Here is a 23,598-nt window from a genome sequence, read left to right as displayed (position 1 = left end):
GTCTTAACATTTGCTGACCCAAAGCCCACATGACGCCCGTTCGGTCGGAACCCGGACGGGCGTTTCTCGTTCCAATCCTGCGGTCGTCGGCAGCGCCCGAATATCGCGCCGCCGCGGTTTTTCATGGAACTATGTATAAAGGTATAACTATGAGCAAAGTATATAAATTCGGCGCTTTCGCGGCGCTGTTCGCTCTTGCCTCCGCGGCGCACGCCGATCTGCCTGATTTCACTCAGCTGGTCGAAAAGACCGGTCCCTCGGTGGTCAACATCACCGCGACGCAGGGCGACGGCAATGCCCAGCAGCAGAGCGATGCGGACGATCAGGACGGCGGCGACTTGCAAAATGTTCCGCCCGGCATGCAGGACTTCTTCCGCCGCTTCTTCGGTCCGAACGGTCCACGCGGTGGCGGTCCTCGCGGCGGTGGCGAGTCGCACGGCTCCGGCTTCGTTATTTCGGCCGATGGCTACATCCTGACCAACAATCACGTGGTCGACGGTGCCGAGAAGGTGATCGTGCGCCTGTCCGACCGGCGCGAGCTCGATGCGAAGGTAGTCGGCACCGACAAGGATTCCGACGTGGCCCTGCTCAAGGTCAATGCGAGCGGCCTGCCGGCGGTCAATATCGGCGACTCGTCCAAGCTCAAGCCGGGCCAGTGGGTGGTCGCGATCGGTTCGCCGTTCGGCTTCGATCACACGGTGACCCACGGCGTGGTCAGCTACGTTGGCCGCGGCGGCCGCGCTCCGGGCGAGCAGTACGTGCCCTTTATCCAGACCGACGTGCCGATCAATCCCGGCAATTCGGGCGGCCCGCTGTTCAATCTCGACGGCCAGGTCGTCGGCATCAACTCGCAGATCTACTCGAACTCGGGCGGCTACATGGGCGTCTCGTTCGCCGTGCCGATCAATATGGCGATGAATACGGTCGAGCAGCTCAAGACCACGGGCAAGGTCTCGCGCGGCATGCTCGGCGTGAACATCCAGCGCGTCGGTCGCGACGAAGCGAAGGCGCTCGGTCTGCCCCAGGTCAGCGGTGCGCTGGTGACCAACGTAAATCCCGGCAGCGGCGCGGAGAAGGCCGGCATCCAGCCGCAGGACGTGATCCTCGCCTACAACGACAAGGCGATCGACCAGTGGTCGGACCTGCCTCTGCTGGTCGGCAGCACCAAGCCGGGCACCAAGGCGAGTCTGAAGGTGTATCGCGACGGCAAGACCTTGGATATGCCGGTCACGATCGGCGAGTTGTCGTCGGACAAGCCGACCAAGACCGCCAGCCTCGGCGGCAGCGCCAAACCGCAGAACAATCCGCTCGGCATTCTCGTCGAAGACATTTCCGCAGAGGACCGCAAGACGCTCGGTCTCAAGGACCAGAACGGCGTGGCGATCCAGCAGGCCGGTCCGGTCGCACAGCGTGGCGGACTCCAGCGCGGCGACATCGTGCTCAAGGTCGGCCGTTCCTACGTCAAGAATGTGGCCGAGTTCGACAACGCGGTCAAGGACGTGAAACCGGGCGATTCCGTCATGCTGCTGGTCCGGCGCGGCGACGCGGCGCAGTTCGTGACGCTGACGGCGCCCAAGAAGGGCTGATTCGATACAGTAGGCGGCATTCGAGCGAGTTCACGACTCGCTCGGCCGGCAAAGGGCCCACTCGTCGGGCCCTTTGCTTTCATACACCCGATTTTCCTTTTCGATTCATGCGATAATGTCGGATTAACCGGCGCTTGTGCGCCGGTTCGTTTGTCGGTATCGCATGGAAAACATCCGCAACTTCTCCATTATCGCCCACGTCGACCACGGCAAGTCGACGCTTGCCGATCGCATCATCCAAATCTGCGGCGGCCTCGAAGCGCGCGAAATGGAGGCGCAGGTGCTCGACTCGAATCCGATCGAGCGCGAGCGCGGCATCACGATCAAGGCCCAGTCCGTGTCGCTGCCTTACAAGGCGCGCGATGGCAAGATCTATCAGTTCAACTTCATCGACACGCCGGGCCACGTCGACTTCAGCTACGAAGTCAGCCGCTCGCTCTCGGCCTGCGAAGGCGCGCTGCTCGTGGTCGACGCGGCACAGGGCGTCGAGGCGCAATCGGTCGCGAACTGCTACACCGCGGTCGAGCTCGGCCTCGAAGTCGTGCCCGTGCTCAACAAGATCGATCTGCCGACTGCCGACATCGACAAGGTCAAGGAAGAAATCGAGGCCGTCATCGGCATCGATGCGACCGATGCGGTCGCGATCAGCGCGAAGACCGGCCTCAACGTGATCGAGGTGCTCGAAGCCATCGTGGCACGCATCCCGGCGCCGAAGCCGCGCGACACCGATCGCCTGCAGGCGCTGATCATCGATTCGTGGTTCGACAACTATCTCGGCGTCGTCTCGCTCGTGCGCGTGATGCAGGGCGAGATCAAGCCGCGCGACAAATTGCTGGTCATGTCGACCGGGCGCACGCACGAAGTCGACCAGGTCGGCGTGTTCACGCCCAAGCGCCTCGTCAAGGACGCGCTGCGCGCGGGCGAGGTCGGCTGGGTCACCGCGTCGATCAAGGATGTGCACGGCGCGCCGGTCGGCGACACGCTCACGCTCGCGGGCAAGCCCGCCGAGAAGCCGCTGCCGGGCTTCCAGCAGATGCAGCCGCGCGTGTTCGCGGGCCTGTTCCCGGTTTCGGCCGACGATTATCCGGCGCTGCGCGAAGCGCTGGAAAAATTGAAGCTCAACGACGCCGCGCTCGTGTTCGAGCCGGAGTCGTCCGAGGCGATGGGCTTCGGCTTCCGCTGCGGCTTCCTCGGCCTGCTGCACATGGAGATCATCCAGGAGCGGCTCGAGCGCGAATACGATCTCAATCTCATCACGACCGCGCCGACCGTGGTCTACGAGATTCTGCGCACCGACGGTACGGTCGAACCGCTCGACAATCCGGCCAAGATGCCGGCGGTGAACTACATCGATGAGATTCGCGAGCCGATCATCGTGGCGAATATCCTCACGCCGCCCGAGCACATCGGCAACATCATCAAGCTGTGCGAGGAAAAGCGCGGTACCCAGCGTTCGATCAATTACATGGCCAGTCAGGTACAGATCAGCTACGAGCTGCCGCTGGCCGAGGTCGTGCTCGACTTCTTCGACAAGCTCAAGTCGGTGTCGCGCGGCTATGCGTCGATGGAATACCATCTCGAACGCTTCCAGGCCGCGCCGCTCGTGCGCGTCGACGTGCTCGTCAACGGCGACCGCGTCGATGCGCTGAGCCTGATCCTGCACCGCTCGAACGCGGATCGCCGCGGCCGTGAACTGGTCGAGAAGATGAAGGAATTGATTCCGCGCCAGCAGTTCGACGTAGCGATCCAGGCGGCGATCGGCGCGCAGATCATCGCGCGCTCCAGCGTCAAGGCGCTGCGCAAGAACGTGCTCGCCAAATGCTACGGCGGCGACGCCACGCGCAAGCGCAAGCTGCTCGAAAAGCAGAAGGAAGGCAAGAAGCGCATGAAGCAGGTCGGCAGCGTGGAGATTCCGCAAGAGGCCTTCCTGGCCGTTTTGCAGATGGATAAGTAATGGATTCGTCTCACGCGCACGCGAGCAATCTGCGTGCGCGGGGTGCCCACTGGACAAGATTCGCAGCAACCCTGCAATCTTGCCGGCGATGACCTTCGGCACCTTCTTCCACAGGCGCGGGAAGGAGAGACTAGAGATAGACCCGGGTTCGTACCGAAAGGAACCGTGATGGATTTCGATTTTGCACTGCTGCTGGTCGCACTGACTTTCGTCACCGGCATTATTTGGCTGTTCGACCGCCTGTTTCTTTACAAGGGCCGCGTCGCGCGCGCCGAAGCGCTTTCCAAGCTCGGCGGCACCAAGGCCGAGCGCGAGCAACGCAATGCCGAGGCGATGCGCGAATCGGCGATCGTCGAGTATGCGCGCTCGTTCTTCCCGGTGATCCTGATCGTGCTGACGTTCCGCTCGTTCCTCGCCGAACCGTTCAAGATTCCGTCCGGCTCGATGATCCCGACCTTGCAGATCGGTGATTTCATCCTCGTGAACAAGTTTTCCTACGGTCTGCGCCTGCCGGTGCTGAATACCAAATTCTTCGACGTCGGTTCGCCGAAGCGCGGCGACGTTTTCGTGTTCATCTACCCGGGCTTCGAGTGCACGGTCAACGGCCGCAAAGTGCAGATGCAGCGCTCCTGCGGCTCGCTGCAGAACACGCCCGTGGCGAAGATGAACTACATCAAGCGCGTGATCGGCCTGCCGGGCGACACCATCACGTACCGCGATCGGACTCTGTACGTGAACGAAAAAGAGATTCCGCAGACCGACATAGGGCCGTTCGGCGGGCCTTTCAGCCACGATCCGAACACCTGCAATCTGATGGGTTCCGAGATCAAGCAGGAGATGCTGCCGGAAGTGTCCCATCGTATCCTGCACATGCCGAACCAGCGCGGTGCAGAAGGCACGTGGGTCGTTCCGGCCGGCCACTATTTTGCCATGGGCGACGACCGCGATTGCAGCGAGGACAGCCGCTACTGGGGCTTCGTGCCCGAACAGAATCTGGTCGGCCGCGCTTTCGTGATCTGGATGAACTGGGACGACGGCATCGACTTCAAACGCCTCGGTACGCTGATAAAGTAAGGCTTCGAAGAAATCGGTTTTCCTGACGGGGGACGAATCATGCGAATGCGCAATCGGCAACACGGTCTCAGTCTCATCGGCTTTCTCATCGTGCTCGCGGTCGTCGGCTTCTTCGCCTATGCGGGAATGCTGCTGGTGCCGACTTACATGGAGTATTTCGGCGTGGTCAGGGCGATGAAATCGGTTGCCGAGGACGCCGGCGCAGGGAACATGCCGATCGAGCAGATTCGCGGCAAGCTCGGTTTCAATTTGAATCTTCAATACGTCGGCGACAAGACCGTGCCGCCGAGCGCGATCAAGCTCAATACCCAGGGCGGCGCGCGCATCCTGCAAGTCACCTACGACAAGGAAATCCCTTTTCTGTACAACGTCTCCCTGGTCGTGCATTTCGAGCATTCGGAAAACATGGGCGGCGTCAACACGGGGTACTGATTGATTCGCCTTGCGTACCACTTTGCCGACGCCGAACTGCGCGAACGCGCGCTGACTCACCGCAGCGTCGGCGCCGGCAACAACGAACGTCTGGAATTCTTCGGCGACGCTCTCGTCAACCTGATCGTCGCCGAACTGTTGTTCGACGAATTTCCCAAGGCCGCCGAGGGCGAATTGACGCGATTGCGTGCACGCCTGGTCAGCGAGCCGGCGCTTGCCGCGATCGCGCGCGAACTCGAACTCGGCGATGCCTTGCATCTGGGGCCCGGTGAGCTGAAGAGCGGAGGATTCCGCCGCGATTCGATCCTTGCCGACGCGTTCGAGGCCCTGGTCGCCGCGGTTTATCTCGACGGCGGTTGGTCGGCTTGCCGCGAGGTCGTGCGCAAGCTCGTCGCGCCTCGCCTAGCCGAGGCGGCGGCGATGGACGACAAGGATGCGAAGACGCGATTGCAGGAATGGCTGCAGTCGCGCGGAGAGCCGCTGCCGAGCTATGAATTGGTCGCGACCACCGGTGCCGACCATGCGCGTATATTCGACGTGGAATGCCGCATAGAGTCACGCGATTTGCGCGCCGAGGGCCGCGGCAGCAGCCGTCGGGCGGCCGAGCAGGCCGCAGCGACGGCCGTGCTGGCGCTACTGCAATCGGCGTGATGAAGAGCCGCGAAGGCGGACCGGAACGGGCAGGAAACGATAAGCGCGGATCGCCGCAGCGGCAGAGGCCTGAACTTATCCTGTTTCGCTTTATTCGATTTTATCCGCGAGAATCCGCTCAGATTTACGTCGAGAATTATTCCGCACATGACTGAAATCCCTTCCACCGCCGGCGATCATCGCTGCGGCACCGCGGCCATCGTCGGCCGGCCGAATGTCGGCAAGTCGACCCTGGTCAATGCCCTGGTCGGCGTGCGCCTGTCGATCATCGGCCCGAAACCGCAAACCACGCGGCACCGCATACTCGGCATCGTGACCAAACCCGCCGGGCAGATTCTGCTGCTCGACACGCCGGGCCTCCATGCGGACGGCGCGCGCGCGATCAATCGTCAGCTCAACCGCGCCGCGCGCAGTGCGGTCGGCGAAGCCGATGTCTGCGTACATTTGATCGAAGCAGGGCGCTGGACCAACGAGGATCAGACGGTCCGCAACATATTGTCGGACTCGTCGCAGCAGCGTTTGCTCGTGCTCAATAAAGTCGATGCGCAGAAAGACAAGAAGCAGCTTCTGCCCTTCTTGCAGAAGGTCGGCAGCGACGGTTTTTACGCGGGCGTGTTCCTGATCTCGGCGCGGCGCCGCGACGGCATCGATGCGCTCGAACGCGCGATCATCGAACGCCTGCCGGTCGGGCCCGCGCAGTTCATCGAAGACGAGTTCACCGACCGCAGCGAGCGCTTTCTCGCCGCGGAGCTGATTCGCGAACAATTGATGCTGCGGCTCGGCCAGGAGCTGCCGTATGCGGCGACGGTCGAGATCGAGACCTTCACCGATCGCGAAGACGGCATGAGCGAGATCAACGCGGCGATCTGGGTCGAACGCGAAGGACAGAAGGCGATCGTCATCGGCAAGGGCGGCGAGCAGCTCAAGACAATCGGCAGTGCTGCGCGCCTGGCGATGAACCGCCTCTTCGGCCGGCGCGTGCATCTGCGGCTCTGGGTCAAAGTGCGTGAGAACTGGTCGGACGACGAAAACGCATTGCGCCAATTCGGCTACGGGGAATGAGGGGTTAGAGGCAAGTGGTGGGCGGAGGATGCAGTAGGGGTAAGTAGTAAGCGGAATATGCAGTTGCTCGTCATTCCAGCGAAAGCTGGAACCCAGCACCTGATTCTCAACGCCACGAATAAAAGCTGGATTCCAGCTTTCGCTGGAATGACAGAGCTATATGCTTTTCCCGCTCACCGCTCACCGCTCACCGCTCACCGCTCACCGCTCACCGCTCACCGCTCACCGCTCACCGCTCACCGCTCACCGCTCACCGCTCACCGCACATTCCTTGCGCACCGAACAGCAACCCGCCTTCGTCCTTCACGCGCGCGCCTACCGCGAGACCTCGCTGCTGCTTGAATGCCTCACGCGCGACCACGGCAGGATCGGCCTGATCGCGCGAGGCGTACGGCGTGAACGTGCACGGACTCCGCGCGCGCTGCTGCAGCCCCTGATCCCGATCCAGCTCGGCTGGAACGGGCGCGGCGAGCTCGCTACGTTGACCCAGGTCGAGGCGATCGCGCCGGGCTTCGATCTCGCGGGCGATGCCTTGTTCTGCTCTCTCTATCTCAATGAACTCGTGCTGCGCATCACGCCGCGCCAAGACCCGCAGCCTGAGCTATTTGCCGACTATGCCGAGACGTTGGCGCGGCTCGCACGCGGTGAGCCGCAGGCCTGGACCCTGCGCCGCTTCGAGCGCGACCTGCTCGGGCACCTCGGTTATGGGCTCGTGCTCGATGTCGAAGGCGATAGCGGCGCAGCGCTCAATCCCGAGGCCGATTACGGCTACCGCCACGAGCACGGCCCGGAGCTTTGGCACGGCACGCGCGACGGCGTGCGCCTGCGCGGCGCGGCGCTGCTGGCGCTCGCGCGCGACGAAATGCCGGCGAGCGAGCATCTGCCGTCGCTGCGGCGCCTGATGCGCGCGGTGATCGCCGGCCATCTCGACGGCGGCGAGCTGCGTTCGTGGAGCATGTTGGTTTAGCGGTCTGCGCGGTGTGCGCAGTCAGGCTTCGCGCAAAGCGCCGATGGTCAGCGATACAGCGTCGAGCAGGGCATCGATTTCGGCATCGCCGCGCATTGCGGATTGCTTCAGTGAGAGTTCGAGGCGTTCGACGCATTCAAGCAAACGTATCGCCCCGCAGTAGCGGCACGAGGCACGCAGGCGATGCAACCACGCGCCCAGTTCGTCGGCTGGCATGTCGGCGATACGCGGCAATGCCGCCTCGAGTTCGGTGACGAAAAGACCGCGCAGAGCGCGCAAGGTCTGCGCGTCTCCACCGACGCTGGCCAGCGCCGGGCCGTCCTCGAGCACGGCAGACGCAGTGGTCATATCCCGCGGTTTCGTCTGTGTCGCTGCGGTGCGCCCGTCGCCCGTGCGGCGCCATTGCGGCAGTTGTGCCGCAAGTAGGGCCGCAAGCCGCTCGACGCCGATCGGTTTCGCTACCGCGTCGATATATCCAGCCTCGTCGAGTTCGGCACGCGCCGCCGCATCCAGTTCGGCACTCGTCGCGATCGCCGTATCCGTGCATCCGCGCCGGCGCAATTCGCCGAGCAGGGCTGCGCCGCCGAGATCGGGCATGCGGCGGTCGAGCAGAAGCAAATCGAAACGGGACTGCGCGCACGCGGCGAGAGTTTCGCCGCCGTCGGCAGCGCCGACGACTTCGCAGCCGAGTTCGCGCAGGGCGGTGACGAGGAATTGCAGGCTGACCGGATCGTCGTCGGCGACGAGGATGCGCACAGGATTGGCGAGTTCCATCGAACGACTATAACAGCCCGATCCCGCCGCAAGATCGGCGGAGCAGGCCGGGCTGGTATCATATTCGGCCCACTTTGCGGTTGTTCCATGACTTCGATCGAAGCCGATATCACCGACCTGATCCACGATGGCCGTGGCGTTGCGCACATCGCCGGCAAGGCGGTCTTCGTTGCGGGTGCACTGGCCGGCGAACGCGTGCGCCTGCGCTATGCGGGCAAGCATCGGCATTACGACGAAGCCGTGGTCGAAGAAGTGCTGCGTGCGTCGCCCGACCGCGTCGAGCCGCGTTGCAAGCATTTCGGCACCTGCGGCGGCTGTGCCTTGCAGCATCTCGAACCGGCCGCGCAGATTGCCGCGAAGCAGCGCGCCCTGTTCGAGAATTTCGAGCGCATCGGCAAAGTACAGCCGGAGACCGTGCTCGCGCCGCTGACCGACTCGCCGTGGGGCTATCGGCGCCGCGCGCGCCTCAGCGCGAAATTCGTCGAGAAGAAAGGGCGCATGCTGGTCGGGTTCCGCGAAACCAACGGCCGCTACGTCGCCGACATCGAGCGCTGCGAAGTGCTGCATCCCGCGGTCGGCGAGCGCATCGCCGAGATCACCGCGATGCTCGAATCGCTCGAAGGCAAGCGCGAGATCGCGCAGATCGAAGTCTCGGCCGGCGACAATCTGATCGCGCTCGTATTCCGCCATCTCAAGCCTTTGTCGGACGCCGACACTCAGGCGCTGATCGCGTTCGGTCAGGCGAATTCGTTCGCGATCTTTCTGCAGCCAGGCGGCATCGACAGCGTGGCGCCGCTGTGGCCGGCTGCGGCACAGCTCAATTTCGAACTGCCGGCGTACGCGGCGACGCTCGATTTCCGGCCGCTCGATTTCATCCAGGTCAACGGCGGCATGAACCGGCGCATGATCGACCACGCGCTCGCGCTGCTCGATCCGCAGCCGGGCGACCGCGTGCTCGACCTGTTTTGCGGCCTCGGCAATTTCACCTTGCCGCTCGCGCGTCGCGCCGCCGAGGTGACCGGCGTCGAGGGCGAAGCCGGCCTAGTGCAGCGTGCACGCGACAACGCGGCCAAGAACGGCATCGCAAACGCGACGTTCTACAGCGCCGATCTCGCCGCCGATCAGCGCGTGACGGCGTGGGCCAAGGCCGACTACGAGTTGGTATTGCTCGATCCGCCGCGTTCGGGTGCCGATGCGCTGCTGGAATATCTGCCGCGCAAGTCGGCGCACAGGGTCGTCTACGTGTCCTGCCATCCGGCCTCGCTCGCGCGCGACGCGGGCATTCTCGTCGACAAGCATGGATTCAAGCTGAAGAGTGCGGGCGTGATGGACATGTTCCCGCATACCGCGCACGTCGAATCGATTGCTCTGTTTGAAAGATGAGGACAGAAAGCGGCAAGCGTTTTTGCCACGGATTTACACGGATAAAACCGGATAACGCAAAAGTCTTGAGCCGTGGTTGTTTTGATCAGTGGTCATCTGTGTAAATGCGTGACAAAGAGTTTTTATGGCTATTGAAATCGAACGTAAATTTCTGGTGACCAGCGACGCATGGCGTGCGCAGGCGACCCGCGCGCAGCGCATGGTGCAGGGCTATCTGATAGATGCGAGCCTCGTCGCGACGCAGACCGGCACGCGCTGCTCGTTGCGCGTGCGCATCGGCGGCGACAAGGCGTGGCTCAATATCAAGTCGGCGACGCTCGGCGTTGCCCGACAGGAGTACGACTATCCGATCCCGGTCGCCGACGCCGAGCGCATGCTGCGCGACTTCTGTAACGGCGTCGTCGAAAAAGTGCGCCACTATGTGCCGCATGCGGGCCTGATGTTCGAGGTCGACGAATTCTTCGGCGACAACGCCGACTTGGTCGTCGCTGAAGTCGAGCTGCAGTCGGCAGACCAGGCGATCGCGAAGCCCGAATGGCTCGGGCGCGAGGTCAGCGAACATCTGCGCTACTACAATCTGAACTTGTTGCAATACCCGTATTCGCGCTGGAGCGAGCGCGAACGGGCCGGAGAATGATGTGCTGATCATCGGCTTGTCCGGGCTCGAACTCAGCGACGACGAACGCGAGCAGCTTGCTGCGCCGCAGGCCGTCGGTGTGACGCTGTTCAAGCGCAACTTCGTCTCGCGCGAACAAGTCACGGCGCTGATCGAGGACATACGCCGCGTGCGTGGCGACGAATTTCTCGTCTGTGTCGACCAGGAAGGTGGCCGCGTACAACGCTTCCGCGAGGGTTTTACCGAACTGCCCGCCTTGGCGCGGATCGGCGCGCTGTACCAAACCGATCCGCAGCATGCGCTGGCGCGCGCCGAGGAACATGCCTGGGTGATGGCGAGCGAAATGCGCGCGATCGGCGTCGATCTGAGCTTCGCGCCGGTGCTGGATCTCGGCCGCGGCAATCGCGCGATCGGCACGCGCGCATTCGACGCGCGGCCGGAAGTCGTCTCCGAACTCGGATTGGCCTATCAGCGCGGGATGCGCCTGGCCGGCATGGCCGCGACCTTGAAGCACTTTCCCGGGCATGGATCGGTGCTCGAAGACACGCACGTCGATCGCGCGGTCGATGCGCGCACGCCGGCCGAGATCCGCGCTGAAGATCTGCAGCCGTTTGCAGACGCGATCGTCGCCGGCGCGGAAGGCGTGATGATGGCGCACGTCGTCTATCCGCAGGTCGACGAGAAGCCGGCCGGCTTTTCCCGCGTGTGGATCGGCGACATTCTGCGCGGCGAACTCGGTTTCAAGGGCGCGGTGTTTAGCGATGACATCAGCATGGCCGCAGGCGGCAGCGAAGGCGGTATCGCCGCGCGCATCGAGGCGCACCACGCCGCGGGCTGCGATCTGATCCTGGCCTGCCAGCCCGAGATCGTCGCCGAATCGCTCGCGACGACGAGCGGAGCCACGCCGTTCGACCCGCAACGCCTCAGGAGCCTGCTCGGCGGCGTTGCGCAAAATTGGGACGAGATGATCGACAATCCGCAACGCGCGAGATTTGTCGAAAATATGCAAAGTTTGAACGATCTTCCCTGATCGCGAAGATCGATGACGTCCATCCGTGGATGGATTTTTCAGTGAAAGCATTTCAATGGTAAGGAGCGGAGCGTGACTGACAGACCTGTGCTCGCCGAAGCGATGAAGACCGCCGAGCTGTTGTTTTCCGGCGAAGAACTCGCCGGGCGGATCAAGACCCTGGGCAAGGAGATCGAGGACGCGCTCGAAGGCGACGTGCCGGTTTTCATGACCGTGATGAACGGCGGCCTGATCTTCGGCGGCGTGCTCGCGCTGGCGATTCCCTCGGATCTCGAATTCGACTATGTGCATGCGACGCGCTACCGCGGCGGCACGCGCGGCCACGACCTGCTCTGGGTCAAGCAGCCGCGGGTGCCGTTGACCGGGCGCACCGTGCTGCTCGTCGACGACATTCTCGACGAGGGCCATACGCTCAAGGCGATCCGCGATTTCTGCATCGACGAAGGCGCCAAGCGCGTGCTGATCGCGGTGCTCTGCGAGAAGCGTCACGACCGCGCCACGCCCGACCTGCGCGCGGATTTCGTCGGCGTACGCGTGCCGGACCGCTACGTGTTCGGCTACGGCATGGATTTCCACGAGCAGGGACGCAATCTCGCGGGTATCTACGCGCTGTAGAAGCAAAACAAGATTCGCCACGGATTGCACGGATAAGCACGGATCAAGAAAAAGTCATCAAAAAATCTAGCTCTATCCGTGTTTATCCGTGCAATCCGTGGCCAAAAAGCTCTTAATAGGAAAAACCGTGCAGATTGAACTCGCAATCATCGGCGGCACCGGCCTGTACAACTTCCCGGGCCTGGAAAAAGTAGAAAAGCGCGCCGTCGAGACCCCCTACGGCGCGGCATCCGATGCGATCACGCTCGGCGAGATCGGCGGCAAGCGCGTGGCCTTTCTCGCGCGTCACGCGAGCGGGCATTCGATCCCGCCGCATCGGATCAATTACCGCGCGAACATCTGGGCGCTGCACAACCTCGGTGCGCGGCGCGTGCTCGGCGTCAACGCAGTCGGCGGCATCCGCGCCGACATGGGCCCGCGCGTGCTCGCCGTGCCGGACCAGGTCATCGATTACACCCACGGCCGCATCACCAGTTTCTGCGATAGCGATGGCGCCAAGGTCGAGCATATCGATTTCACCGAACCCTATAGCGCGACCCTACGCGGCCGGGTGCTCACGGCGGCGAAGCGCGCCGGTATCGATGTCGTCGACGGCGGCTGCTATGGCGCAACCCAGGGCCCGCGCCTGGAAACCCGGGCGGAGATCGCACGCATGCGCCGCGACGGCTGCGACCTGGTCGGCATGACCGGCATGCCCGAAGCCGCGCTCGCGCGCGAGCTGCAGCTCGATTATGCCTGCGTTGCCGTCGTGGCCAATTGGGCCGCCGGCTGCCCAGAGGGCGACGCCGCACCCGAAATCAGCCTGCCCGAGATCTTTGCCCACCTCGAAGCGGCCACGGCCAAGGTTCCGCCGATCATCTCCGCTCTGCTGGCCTGACCGGGTACACGCACAGGCGCGAACGGGGGCGGATTTCCGCGACACAGTCATCAATACGCCACTCTTGCAATTTTTTGTAAATTCGGCGTTATACTTTCGTTGTGTCGGATCTGCACAAAGGGGAAGGGGCCGCGGCTCCGGCACATATCCCAACTGTGTCGAGGTCGTAAATGCGCACCGGTACTGTGAAATGGTTCAACGATGCAAAAGGGTTCGGCTTTATTGCCCCTGAAGACGGCGGCGAGGATGTGTTCGTGCACTATTCGGCGATCAATTCTCAAGGCTTCCGTAGTTTGCAGCAGGGTCAAAAGGTCAGTTTCGAAGTAGTGGAGGGTCCGAAAGGCTCGCAGGCGTCGGCGGTACAGCCGGTCAAGTGAGTCCTTCGTGCAACGTTGCGATGAAGCCCGCCTTTCGGCGGGCTTTTTCGTTCTGCGGCTGGCGAAGTGTCGAAAGCGGTCCATTGGCGTATTTGGACGTCCAGCCGTAAAAACGTATAGAAATCCGTACTTCGCTCCGCCGTGCGCCGGCGTATCTTTGCGCCCGGCGGGAAAAACTTTGCTACAGGGTGTTGACAGGCCTCCGCGCATCGTTTACGTTTGCTGCATGACGCAACGCAACAGCCACCGCAGCCTCGTTTCCAGCCTCAAGGGCTCGGCTGCCGGCGTTCGCGGCCTGCTTATTCTCGTACTCGTACTTATTAGCACCGGAGGTGCGGGTTAGGGTGCGTCTGAGAAAGTAGAAACAGGCGAAGAATCCAAAACCCCGCACCCGGCGACGAGTGCGGGGTTTTTCGTTTAAGCGACACGTAAGGCATTACCAGAGTCGAAGGACCAGGGATGGTCGGTCGCATCGCAGTGCGGTGCGGGTGGAACTCCAGTATTTCGAGGTTTGCAGTGCCATGAATTCCAGCAACGATCCTGCCGTAGCCGGCTCGCGCGAGCGAGTACGCATCTTCGACACCACACTGCGCGACGGCGAGCAGTCGCCGGGCTTTTCGATGAGCCGGCCGCAGAAGCTGCATATGGCGCACGCGCTGGCCGAACTCGGCGTCGATGTGCTCGAAGCGGGGTTTCCGCAGGCCTCCGAGGGCGATTTCGACGCCGTGCAGGCGATCGCCAGGGAAATCCGCGGCCCGATCATCGCCGGCTTGGCCCGCGCCCAGTTCGGCGACATCGAGGCTTGTGCGCGTGCGCTGGAACCGGCGCAGAAAAAGCGCATCCATATCTTCCTCGCAACCAGCCCGCTGCATCGCCGGCACAAGCTCAACATGAGCCGCGAACAGGTGCTGGAGACCGGCGCAAAAGCGGTGCGCCACGCGCGCCAGTTCTGCGAAGACATCGAATTCTCGGCCGAGGACGCGATCCGCACCGAACCGGAATTTCTGATCGAAGTGCTGTCGACGATGATCGAAGCCGGCGCGACGACGGTGAACGTGCCCGACACGGTCGGCTACACGACGCCCGAGGAAATCTACACGCTGTTCGCGCGCCTGAAGCGCGAAGTGCGCGGCATCGACAAGGTGGTTCTGAGTTCGCACTGCCACAACGACCTCGGCCTCGGCGTGGCCAACAGCGTCGCCGCGGTCGCCGCCGGCGCGCGCCAGGTCGAGTGCACGATCAACGGCATCGGCGAGCGCGCAGGCAACGCGGCTCTCGAAGAAATCGTCATGGCGCTGCGCACGCGCGCCGACAAGTTCAATGTCGAGACCGGTATCCGTACTCCGTTGCTGTATCCGACTGCTCGCCTGCTCGCCAATGTCACCGGCTCGACGATCCCGCGCAATAAGGCGATCGTCGGCGAGAACGCCTTCGCGCACGAATCGGGCATCCATCAGCACGGCATGCTGAAGAACCGCGAGACCTACGAGATCATGCGGCCCGAGGACGTCGGTGTCGAAAAGACCCAGCTCGTGCTCGGCAAGCATTCGGGCAAGCACGCGCTACGCGACCGGCTGAAATCGCTCGGCTACGAAGTGGACGATGCCCAGGTCGAAGAGATTTTCCCGCGCTTCAAGGCGCTGGCGGACAAGAAGAAAGAAGTGTTCGACAGCGATCTCGACGCGCTCGTGCTCGGCCAGGACCCGGCCGCGCTCGGCCCGTGGACGTTGGAGCAGCTGCACGCCACCTCGCATCTCGGCGGCGGCGCTTCGGCCTCGGTGCGCCTGCGCAACGAAGACGGGCGCAGCGTCGGCGAGACCGAAGGTTCGCTCGGCGACGGCCCCGTGCACGCGATGCTGCGCGCCATCGAGCGCGCGACCGGCACGACGCTCGACATCGTCGATTTCCAGATCCGTTCGCTGAGCTATGGCGCCGACGCGCAGGGGCGGGCGACGCTGACCGTCAGCCACGGCGGGCGCGAGCTGATCGGCCGCGGCGTTTCGACCGATATCGTCGAGGCCTCGGCCTTCGCCGCACTCGAGGTGGTCAACCGTATCGAACGCATCAAGGCCGGACAGGCGCTGCCGCTGGTGGCGAAGTCGGCATGACGAAGGGACCCGGAGAAGCACGGATAGATGGCGCTGGGGATCGGAGTAAAATTCCCTGCGGCGATTTGCTTTCGCTCCATCCGTGTTCGTCCGTGTCACTCCGTATCTAAACCGCTTTACGAATTGAAGAAGGACAGCTCATGAAAACCACCGACTACATCTGGCACAACGGCAAGATCAAACCCTGGAACGAAGCGACCGTGCACGTCACCGCGCACGCGCTGCACTACGGTTCGTCCGTGTTCGAGGGCGAGCGCGTCTACGCGACGCCGCACGGGCCGCAGTACTTCCGCCTTGCCGACCACACGCGCCGCTTGTTCGAGTCGGCCAAGGTCTACGAGATCGATATCGGCTATACCGAGGCGCAGATCAACGACGCCTGCAACGAGGTCATCGTTGCGAACAAGATGAAGTCGGCCTACGTGCGCCCGCTCGTGTTCCGCGGCGCCGGTCCGCTCGGCGTGATGCCGAAGGAAGGTTCGAGCGTCGATGTCGCGATCATGGCGCTGGAATGGGGCGCGTACCTCGGCGAAGCGATCGAGAAGGGCGCCGACGTCTGCGTGTCTTCGTGGAACCGCGCTGCGCCGAACACCTTTCCGTCGTGGGCGAAGGCCGGCGGCAACTATCTTTCCAGCCAGCTCATCGGCTTCGAGGCCAAGCGCCACGGTTATCACGAGGGCATCGCGCTCGGCTACAACGGCCTGCTCAGCGAAGGCGCCGGCGAAAACCTGTTCATCATTCGCAACGGCAAGATCATCACGCCATCGACGAGCGCGAGCATCCTCGCCGGCATCACGCGCGATACGGTGATCACCCTCGCGGGCAAGCTCGGTTACGAGGTGCACGAACGCGATCTGCCGCGCGAAGCGCTGTATACCGCCGACGAAGTGTTCATGGTCGGCACCGCCGCGGAAGTGACGCCGGTGCGTTCGGTCGACCGCAAGCCGGTCGGTGAGGGCAAGCCCGGTCCGATCACGAAGGCGATCCAGAAGTCGTTCTTCGGTTTGTTCGACGGTACGACCAAGGACGAGTGGGGCTGGCTGACGCCGGTCTCGGCCGACCAGAAGAAAGTGGCCGCATAAGACGAAGCGGTGGGCCACGGATTTCACGGATGAACACGGATCAGAGGCGGACCGATCAGTCAGTTTTTGCTCTATCCGTGTTATTCGCGCAATCCGTGGCAAAGAGACTTTTCCTGTGAGTAAGCACGCACAAATGGCCAAAACCCTGCTGGACAAAATCTGGGATGCGCACCAGGTCGCTGCGGAAACCGCGGCGACTCCCGCGATCCTCTACATCGATCTGCATCTGGTGCATGAAGTCACCTCGCCGCAGGCGTTTGCCGAGCTGCGTTCGCGCGGACTCAAGGTGCGCCGCACCGACCGCATCGTCGCGACGATGGATCACTCCACGCCGACCCTGCCTCCCGACGCGAGCGGCAAGCGCCCGTATCTCGACAAGGCGACCGAAGCCCAGGTCGCTGCGCTCGAAGCGAATACCAAAGAATTCGGCGTTCACCTGTACGGCTGGGACAGCTCGAACCGCGGCATCGTCCACGTGATGGGCCCGGAACTCGGCGCGACCCAACCCGGCATGACGATCGTCTGCGGCGACAGCCACACCTCGACGCACGGCGCGTTCGGTGCGCTCGCGTTCGGCATCGGCACGACCGAAGTCGGCCATGTGCTCGCAACGCAGTGTCTACTGCAGCGCAAGCCGAAGTCGCTGGCGATCACGGTCGACGGCAAACTCGCGCGCGGCGTGACCGCGAAAGACCTGATCCTGCACATCATCGGCAAGATCGGCATGAACGGCGGCACCGGCCACGTGATCGAGTACCGCGGCAGTGCGATCGAAGCGCTGACCATGGAAGAGCGCATGACCGTCTGCAATATGTCGATCGAGGCCGGCGCGAAAGCGGGCCTGATCGCGGCCGATGCGGCCACGTTTGAATTCCTGCAGGGGCGCGAGCGTGTGCCGAAGGGCGCGGAGTGGGATGCCGCAGTCGCACGCTGGAGCAAATTCAAATCCGATCCGGGCGCCACGTTCGATCGCGAAGTCGTGATCGATGCGGCCGACGTCAAGCCGAGCGTTACCTACGGCACCAATCCGGGCATGGTGATCGCGCTGAATGCGCCGGTGCCGGGCGCGAAGGATGCACTCGAACAACGCGCGCTTGACTACATGAAACTCGAAGCCGGCCACCAGCTCGCGGGCACCAAGGTCGATCTCGTCTTCGTCGGCAGTTGCACGAACGGACGCCTGTCCGATCTGCGCGCGACAGCGAGCGTGCTGCGCGGGCGCAAGGTCGCCGACGGCGTGCGCATGCTGGTCGTGCCGGGCTCCGAACAGGTCAAGCGCGACGCGGAAAAAGAAGGTCTGCACGAAGTCTTCCGTGCCGCAGGTGCTGAATGGCGCGAGCCGGGCTGCTCGATGTGCCTCGGCATGAACGGCGACATCGGCAAACCGGGCCAGCTCGTCGTCTCGACGAGCAATCGCAATTTCGAGGGCCGCCAGGGGCCGGGCGTGCGCACCGTGCTTGCGAGTCCGCTTGTCGCCGCCGCGTCAGCGCTCGCCGGCGTTGTGGCAGACCCGGCTCAATATATTTCGGAGGCGGCATGAGAGCAGTGAGCGGAATAGCGGTCAGCGGTGAGCGGCAAAGCGAACAGCCCAGCCGCCTCCGCTCCTTCCGCTAACCGCTCACTGCTGACCCGCTCACAAGAAAACTGACCATGAAACCACTGACCCATATCCACTCCCGCACCGCCGTGCTGCCGTTCGAGAACATCGACACCGACCGCATCATCCCGGCGCGCTTTCTCACCACGACCGAACGCACCGGCCTCGGCAAGTCGCTGTTCAACGACTGGCGCTATCGCGCCGACGGCAGCGAAGACCCTGAGTTCACCTTGAACAAACCCGAAGCGCGCGGCTGCGAAATCCTCATCGCTGGGCGCAACTTCGGCTGCGGTTCCTCGCGCGAGCATGCGCCGTGGGCGCTGACCGACTATGGCATTCGCGCGGTATTTTCGAGTGAGATCGCCGACATCTTCCGCGGCAACGCGCTGAAGAACGGTCTGCTTGCCGTCGTCCTCGCCGAGGCCGACCACAAGTATCTGCTCGACCATCCGGGCATCGAGCTCGAGGTCGACATCGCCGCGCAGACGATCGCGTTGCCAGACGGCCGCAAGATCGAATTCCCGCTCGAGCCGTTCGCCAAGCATTGTCTGCTCGCGGGCGTGGACCAGCTCGGTTTCCTGCTGCAGCACGAGGCGCAGATCGCGGCGTTCGAGCGGGCGATGGCTGCATAGCTTCCCTTCTCCCGCCGGAAGAAGGTGGCGCGAAGCGCCGGATGAGGGAAGCGAGTTTCACTAAATTTTGGCGTGGATGCGTGGAAGGCTCTTCCCTCATCCGCCTTCGGCACCTTCTCCCGATGGGAGAAGGGAAGATCAAGAGAGAAGCATGAAAGCAAAAATCACCTTACTCCCCGGCGACGGCATCGGCCCCGAAGTCGTCGCCTCCGCGGTCGAAGTGCTGCGCGCGGTCGCGGCCAAGCACGGCCACGACTTCGCTTTCGATGAGCAATTGATCGGCGGCGCGGCAATCGACGCGCACGGCGATCCGCTGCCGCCGGCGACGGTCGCCTCGTGCAAATCGGCCGATGCCGTCCTGCTCGGTGCGGTCGGCGGTCCCAAGTGGTCCGATCCGAATGCGAAGGTGCGCCCGGAGCAGGGTCTGCTCGGCCTGCGCGCGACGCTCGGCGTCTACGCCAACCTGCGCCCGGTGCGTGTGCACGCGAAGCTCGCTGCGCTGTCGCCGCTGAAGAACGAGAAGCTGCAGAACGTCGACCTGTTGTTCGTGCGCGAACTGACCGGCGGCGCGTATTTCGGCGCGAAGACGCGCACGGCCGACACGGCGACCGACGAATGCAAGTACACCGTCGCCGAGATCGAGCGCGCCACGCGCCGCGCGTTCGAGTTCGCGCGTGCACGCCGCAGCCACGTCACCCACGTCGACAAGGCCAACGTGCTCGAAACCTCGCGCCTGTGGCGCTCGACCGTCGATCGCGTCGCCAAGGACTACGCCGACGTCAAACTCGAACACCAACTCGTCGATTCGATGGCGATGCTGCTGCTGAGCCGTCCGTCTGCCTATGACGTGATCGTCACCGAGAATCTGTTCGGCGACATCCTGACCGACGAGGCCGCGGCGCTGGCCGGCTCGCTCGGCCTGCTGCCCTCGGCGTCGCTCGGCGACGGCAAAGCCGGTTTGTACGAACCGATCCACGGTTCCGCGCCCGACATCGCCGGCAAGGGACTCGCCAATCCGCTTGGCACGATTCTTTCCGCGGCGCTATTGCTGCGTCATTCGCTCGGCCTTGAATCTGAAGCGCAGGAAATCGAGATGGCGGTCGATTCAGTGATCGAGCAAGGCACGTTGACGCGCGATATTGGCGGCAATGCGACGACGACGGAAGTCGGTGCGGCGGTGCTTAATGCACTGTCGGCAACGAATAAGCGTGTCGCGGCATGAAACGTATGGGGTCCAAATTATCTTTGTTTGGTTTAGCTACGTCATGTGCTCTGACGCTTGTTGGATGTGCTCCCGAAGCGATGCGGCCAGAACAACGGGATAAATTTCTGGCTGATCAGTTTCAGAAAATCAGCACTCTCTCGGAATGCTGTGCGGATTGGAGTGCGGCTTCTTTCAAGAAAAGTATCGAATCACAATCCTCTGATTTTGAGTTTGGTACCGAAGCTTCTCTAGTTCACAAATTCGGTGGCCAGCTACTGCCGATCGAAGGATTCGCGCTGCCAACGTTTGCGAAGTCTTATCAATTGGATTTCGTGAGCTTTTCAAGCGGGAGATACAGCGCGCTGCGTTTCGACAATAAATTATTCATTCGTGCAAATGCACTGCTCTTGGATGCGAGTTTCACAACGATCAAGACGATTGAGAATCCGCCAGCTTTTGCGAAACAAGACCATGGCGACTTCGCGCTTTACACAAGATTCACGATCGATCGATCCGACGCGGCTTACATAGTTTTCTATCCATCCCTTTCCCCAGCCACTCAGCAAATCGATACCCGTCTCGGAAGCGATGGAACTCTAGGCATGGCACCCGGCGACGCGAACATAGCTAGCTCGATAGCCGATGCACGAAAAAGCTACCTTGCTGATTTGACGCTCGGAATTTCTGGGCTCGCTGCATTGCGCGTCTCTAGGTGAGTACACATGTCAATTGATTTCGAAAACAAGAAACTACGCAGCGACGTGATGAAGTCCGGCCCGGACCGTGCGCCGGCGCGCGCGATGATGTACGGCACGGGGCTCGACGAGGCGGCGATCAAGAAACCGCTCGTCGCCGTGGTGCACACCTGGTCGAACGTGTCGCCGTGCAACCTCAATCTGCGCGAACTGGCCGAGCATGTCGCCGAAGGCGTGCGTGCGGCTGGCGGTACGCCGATCGAGTTCAATACGATTTCGGTCACCGACGGCATGGCCATGGGCACGCCGGGCATGCGCGCGTCGCTGATCAGCCGCGAGGTGATCACCGATTCGATCGAGCTGGCCGTGGACGGGCATTCGCTCGACGCGATGGTCGTGCTCTGCGGCTGCGACAAGACCATTCCGGCGGCGGCGATGGCGCTGGCGCGCCTCAATATCCCTGGTGTCGCGCTGTACGGCGGCAGCATCGGTTTCGGCAAGCTCGACGGCAAGTCGATCACGATCCAGCAGGTGTTCGAGGCGGTCGGCGCGCACAGCGCCGGCAAGATCGACGACCAGCGGCTCAACGAAGTCGAGCACAAGGCCTGTCCGGGCGCCGGCGCCTGCGGCGGCCAGTTCACCGCGAACACGATGTCGATGATGCTGATGACCCTCGGCCTGTCGCCGCTCGGCTTCAACGACGTCGCCGCGACCGATCCGGAAAAATTCGCAGTGGCGCGACGCTGCGGCGAGATTGCGGTGGAGAACCTCAAGCGCGGCCTGCGTCCGCGCGACGTGCTCAGCATGACCGCGTTCCGCAATGCGGCGCGCGTCGCCAATGCGACCGCGGGTTCGACCAATGCGGTGCTGCATCTGCTCGCGATCGCGGGCGAAGCCGACGTTGCGTTGAGCATCGAAGATTTCGAGGCCGCGTCGAAGACCACGCCGGTAATCGCCGACCTGATGCCGGGCGGCAAGTACACCGCAATCGAAATGACCGAAGCGGGCGGACTGACTCAGGTGCTGCGAGAGTTGCGCGCGGCGAAGCTGATCGAAGACACGCCGACCCTGACCGGCCGCAGTCTGTTCGAGGAAATCGATGCCGCGCCAGAGGCGCCGGCGGATCAGCAGGTGGTCGTGCCCGTAACCAAGGCGTTCAAGCCGCGCGGCGGCTACTCGATCCTCTATGGCAACATCGCCGCCGAGGGTTGCGTGCTCAAGCTCGCCGGCAAGGGCAAGCTCAAGTTCACCGGTACGGCGCGCGTTTTCGAGAGCGAAGAAGACACGTTCAAGGCGGTGCAGGCCGGCAAGATCCAGGCCGGCGACGTAGTCGTGATCCGTAACGAAGGTCCGGCCGGTGGCCCGGGCATGCGCGAGATGCTTGCGGTGACCGCGGCGCTGGTCGGGCGCGGTCTCGGCGACGACGTCGCCTTGATCACCGACGGCCGTTTCAGCGGCGCGACGCACGGCTTCATGGTCGGACATATCGCTCCGGAAGCCGCGCGCGGCGGCGGCATCGGCCTGCTGCGCGACGGCGACACGATCGTGATCGACGCCGAGCGGCGTGTGATCGAGACCGACGCCGATCTCGAAACGCGGCGCAAGTCGTGGGTCGCGCCGGAGCCCAAGGTCAAACGCGGCGTTCTCGCCAAGTACGCCAAGAGCGTCGGCTCGGCGTCGCGCGGCGCAGTGATGGAGATTTAGTTTTTGCTCGTCATTCCCGCGCGCTTCTGGCGGGAATCCAGTGCCTTTCGCTTACGGTTGCAAGATCAAAGTCGCTGGACTCCTGCCAAAAGCATGCGGGAGTGACCATCTGGGAATTCGTTGTTTACTTTTACCATTGTGGAGAAAGAGAAAATGGCTACTGCACTTACCCCCGTCACCACCGCTGCGCTGGAAAAGTCGAAGATTGCGATTCTCGGCTACGGCAGCCAGGGCCGCTCGCACGCGCTGAACCTGCGCGATTCCGGCCTCGACGTGATCGTCGGGCTGCGTCCCAACGGCGCGACGGCCGCCACGGCGAAGGCCGACGGCTTCACCGTGCTCGATCCGGCGGAAGCCGTGAAGCAGGCCGATCTCGTCGCGGTGCTGACGCCGGACATGGTCCAGCCCGACCTGTACGTCAACGCGATCGAGAAGAACATCAAGCCGAACGCGGCCCTGCTGTTCGCGCACGGCCTCAACGTGCACTTCAAGTTGATCGATCCGCGCAAGGACATCGACATCATTCTCGTCGCGCCGAAGGGCCCGGGACATCTCGTGCGCACCGAATACGAGATCGGTCGCGGCGTGCCGTGCCTGTACGCGGTGTACCAGGACGTCACCGGCCAGGCCAAGGACAAGGCGATGGCCTACGCGGCCGGCCTCGGCGGCGCGCGCGCGCTGCTGATCGAAACCGACTTCAAGGAAGAGACCGAAACCGATCTGTTCGGCGAGCAGGCCGTGCTCTGCGGCGGCGCGAGCGAACTCGTGATCAAGGGTTTCGAGACGCTGGTCGAGGCGGGCTACAAGCCGGAGATCGCCTACTACGAAGTGCTGCACGAGCTGAAGCTCATCGTCGATCTGCTCTATCAGGGCGGCATCACCAAGATGCTGACCTTCATTTCCGAGACGGCGCAGTACGGCGACTACACGCGCGGCCCGCGCATCGTCGACGCGGCGGCGAAGGAGCGCATGAAGAAGGTGCTCGAAGAAATCCAGACCGGCCAGTTCGCGCGCGAATGGAAGGCCGAGTACGACGCCGGCCTGCCGAACTACAAGAAGTTCAAGGAAGCCGACCTCAACCATCCGATCGAAAAGATCGGCGCGCAGTTGCGTTCGAAGATGGTCTGGCTCAACGCGCAGAAGTGATCTTGCTCTCCTTCTCCCGCCGGGAGAAGGTG

Annotated in this window: 22 protein-coding genes; 21 read left to right on the top strand and 1 reads right to left on the bottom strand. The window is 63.2% G+C overall.

Annotated features, from left to right (window positions below; translation table 11 throughout):
• Positions 1-149 precede the first annotated feature (149 nt).
• The 7 genes from FFS30_RS10295 (at position 150) to recO (ending at position 7,726) form a co-directional block, all read left to right on the top strand.
• On the top strand, positions 150-1,586 hold the full coding sequence (locus FFS30_RS10295; RefSeq protein WP_137913045.1) for a Do family serine endopeptidase: 1,437 nt from the start codon (positions 150-152) through the stop codon (positions 1,584-1,586).
• A gap of 163 nt (positions 1,587-1,749) precedes the next feature.
• A complete protein-coding gene (lepA, locus tag FFS30_RS10290) occupies positions 1,750-3,540 on the top strand; it encodes a translation elongation factor 4 (RefSeq protein ID WP_137913044.1) in 1,791 nt (596 codons plus the stop codon).
• A 168-nt stretch (positions 3,541-3,708) separates the two neighbouring features.
• Positions 3,709-4,614 carry a signal peptidase I gene (gene lepB, locus FFS30_RS10285; protein ID WP_137913043.1) on the top strand — a complete coding sequence of 302 codons (906 nt, stop codon included), beginning with the start codon at positions 3,709-3,711 and terminating at the stop codon, positions 4,612-4,614.
• A 39-nt stretch (positions 4,615-4,653) separates the two neighbouring features.
• The gene (locus FFS30_RS10280) at positions 4,654-5,046 is read left to right on the top strand and encodes a DUF4845 domain-containing protein (protein WP_249352368.1); all 393 of its coding nucleotides are present in this window, start codon (positions 4,654-4,656) and stop codon (positions 5,044-5,046) included.
• The gene (gene rnc / locus FFS30_RS10275) at positions 5,047-5,697 is read left to right on the top strand and encodes a ribonuclease III (RefSeq protein WP_137913042.1); all 651 of its coding nucleotides are present in this window, start codon (positions 5,047-5,049) and stop codon (positions 5,695-5,697) included. It begins immediately after the preceding gene.
• Positions 5,698-5,844: 147 nt separating this feature from the next.
• Positions 5,845-6,759 carry a GTPase Era gene (gene era / locus FFS30_RS10270; protein ID WP_137913041.1) on the top strand — a complete coding sequence of 305 codons (915 nt, stop codon included), beginning with the start codon at positions 5,845-5,847 and terminating at the stop codon, positions 6,757-6,759.
• Between the two features lie 271 nt (positions 6,760-7,030).
• A complete protein-coding gene (gene recO / locus FFS30_RS10260; RefSeq protein WP_137913039.1) occupies positions 7,031-7,726 on the top strand; it encodes a DNA repair protein RecO in 696 nt (231 codons plus the stop codon).
• 21 nt (positions 7,727-7,747) lie between these two features.
• Here the strand turns inward: recO and FFS30_RS10255 are convergent, their stop codons facing one another.
• Positions 7,748-8,500 carry a response regulator gene (locus tag FFS30_RS10255; protein ID WP_137913038.1) on the bottom strand — a complete coding sequence of 251 codons (753 nt, stop codon included), beginning with the start codon at positions 8,498-8,500 and terminating at the stop codon, positions 7,748-7,750.
• 87 nt (positions 8,501-8,587) lie between these two features.
• Between FFS30_RS10255 and rlmD the strand changes: the two genes are divergently transcribed.
• The 14 genes from rlmD (at position 8,588) to ilvC (ending at position 23,566) form a co-directional block, all read left to right on the top strand.
• Positions 8,588-9,883 (top strand): 23S rRNA (uracil(1939)-C(5))-methyltransferase RlmD, encoded by a 1,296-nt coding sequence (gene rlmD / locus FFS30_RS10250; protein WP_137913037.1) that lies wholly within the window; start codon positions 8,588-8,590, stop codon positions 9,881-9,883.
• A 124-nt stretch (positions 9,884-10,007) separates the two neighbouring features.
• The gene (locus FFS30_RS10245) at positions 10,008-10,520 is read left to right on the top strand and encodes a CYTH domain-containing protein (RefSeq protein WP_137913036.1); all 513 of its coding nucleotides are present in this window, start codon (positions 10,008-10,010) and stop codon (positions 10,518-10,520) included.
• Between the two features lies 1 nt (position 10,521).
• Positions 10,522-11,529 (top strand): beta-N-acetylhexosaminidase, encoded by a 1,008-nt coding sequence (gene nagZ / locus FFS30_RS10240; RefSeq protein WP_137913035.1) that lies wholly within the window; start codon positions 10,522-10,524, stop codon positions 11,527-11,529.
• Between the two features lie 102 nt (positions 11,530-11,631).
• Positions 11,632-12,144, top strand: a complete 513-nt coding sequence (locus tag FFS30_RS10235) for a hypoxanthine-guanine phosphoribosyltransferase (RefSeq protein WP_137913551.1) — start codon at positions 11,632-11,634, stop codon at positions 12,142-12,144.
• Positions 12,145-12,271: 127 nt separating this feature from the next.
• A complete protein-coding gene (locus tag FFS30_RS10230) occupies positions 12,272-13,021 on the top strand; it encodes an S-methyl-5'-thioinosine phosphorylase (protein WP_137913034.1) in 750 nt (249 codons plus the stop codon).
• A 170-nt stretch (positions 13,022-13,191) separates the two neighbouring features.
• Positions 13,192-13,398 carry a cold-shock protein gene (locus tag FFS30_RS10225; protein WP_137913033.1) on the top strand — a complete coding sequence of 69 codons (207 nt, stop codon included), beginning with the start codon at positions 13,192-13,194 and terminating at the stop codon, positions 13,396-13,398.
• A gap of 521 nt (positions 13,399-13,919) precedes the next feature.
• The gene (locus FFS30_RS10220; protein WP_137913032.1) at positions 13,920-15,506 is read left to right on the top strand and encodes a 2-isopropylmalate synthase; all 1,587 of its coding nucleotides are present in this window, start codon (positions 13,920-13,922) and stop codon (positions 15,504-15,506) included.
• Positions 15,507-15,646: 140 nt separating this feature from the next.
• Positions 15,647-16,588 (top strand): branched-chain amino acid transaminase, encoded by a 942-nt coding sequence (locus FFS30_RS10215; RefSeq protein ID WP_137913031.1) that lies wholly within the window; start codon positions 15,647-15,649, stop codon positions 16,586-16,588.
• 133 nt (positions 16,589-16,721) lie between these two features.
• Complete coding sequence (gene leuC, locus FFS30_RS10210) at positions 16,722-18,128, top strand: 3-isopropylmalate dehydratase large subunit (RefSeq protein WP_137913030.1); 1,407 nt, start codon at positions 16,722-16,724, stop codon at positions 18,126-18,128.
• Positions 18,129-18,238: 110 nt separating this feature from the next.
• Positions 18,239-18,817, top strand: a complete 579-nt coding sequence (leuD, locus tag FFS30_RS10205) for a 3-isopropylmalate dehydratase small subunit (RefSeq protein WP_137913029.1) — start codon at positions 18,239-18,241, stop codon at positions 18,815-18,817.
• A gap of 151 nt (positions 18,818-18,968) precedes the next feature.
• Positions 18,969-20,039 (top strand): 3-isopropylmalate dehydrogenase, encoded by a 1,071-nt coding sequence (gene leuB / locus FFS30_RS10200; RefSeq protein ID WP_137913028.1) that lies wholly within the window; start codon positions 18,969-18,971, stop codon positions 20,037-20,039.
• Complete coding sequence (locus FFS30_RS10195; RefSeq protein ID WP_137913027.1) at positions 20,036-20,737, top strand: hypothetical protein; 702 nt, start codon at positions 20,036-20,038, stop codon at positions 20,735-20,737. Before leuB ends, FFS30_RS10195 begins: the two co-directional genes overlap by 4 nt.
• A gap of 6 nt (positions 20,738-20,743) precedes the next feature.
• On the top strand, positions 20,744-22,420 hold the full coding sequence (gene ilvD / locus FFS30_RS10190) for a dihydroxy-acid dehydratase (protein ID WP_137913026.1): 1,677 nt from the start codon (positions 20,744-20,746) through the stop codon (positions 22,418-22,420).
• Between the two features lie 153 nt (positions 22,421-22,573).
• The gene (ilvC, locus tag FFS30_RS10185) at positions 22,574-23,566 is read left to right on the top strand and encodes a ketol-acid reductoisomerase (RefSeq protein WP_137913025.1); all 993 of its coding nucleotides are present in this window, start codon (positions 22,574-22,576) and stop codon (positions 23,564-23,566) included.
• Positions 23,567-23,598: the final 32 nt, after the last annotated feature.

The sequence above is a fragment of the Rudaea sp. 3F27F6 genome (genome assembly GCF_005503555.1).
In the GTDB taxonomy this organism is placed as follows: Bacteria; Pseudomonadota; Gammaproteobacteria; order Xanthomonadales; family Rhodanobacteraceae; genus Rudaea.
The sequence above is the reverse complement of the archived record's forward strand: the minus strand, read 5'-3'. Positions and strand labels throughout refer to the sequence as shown.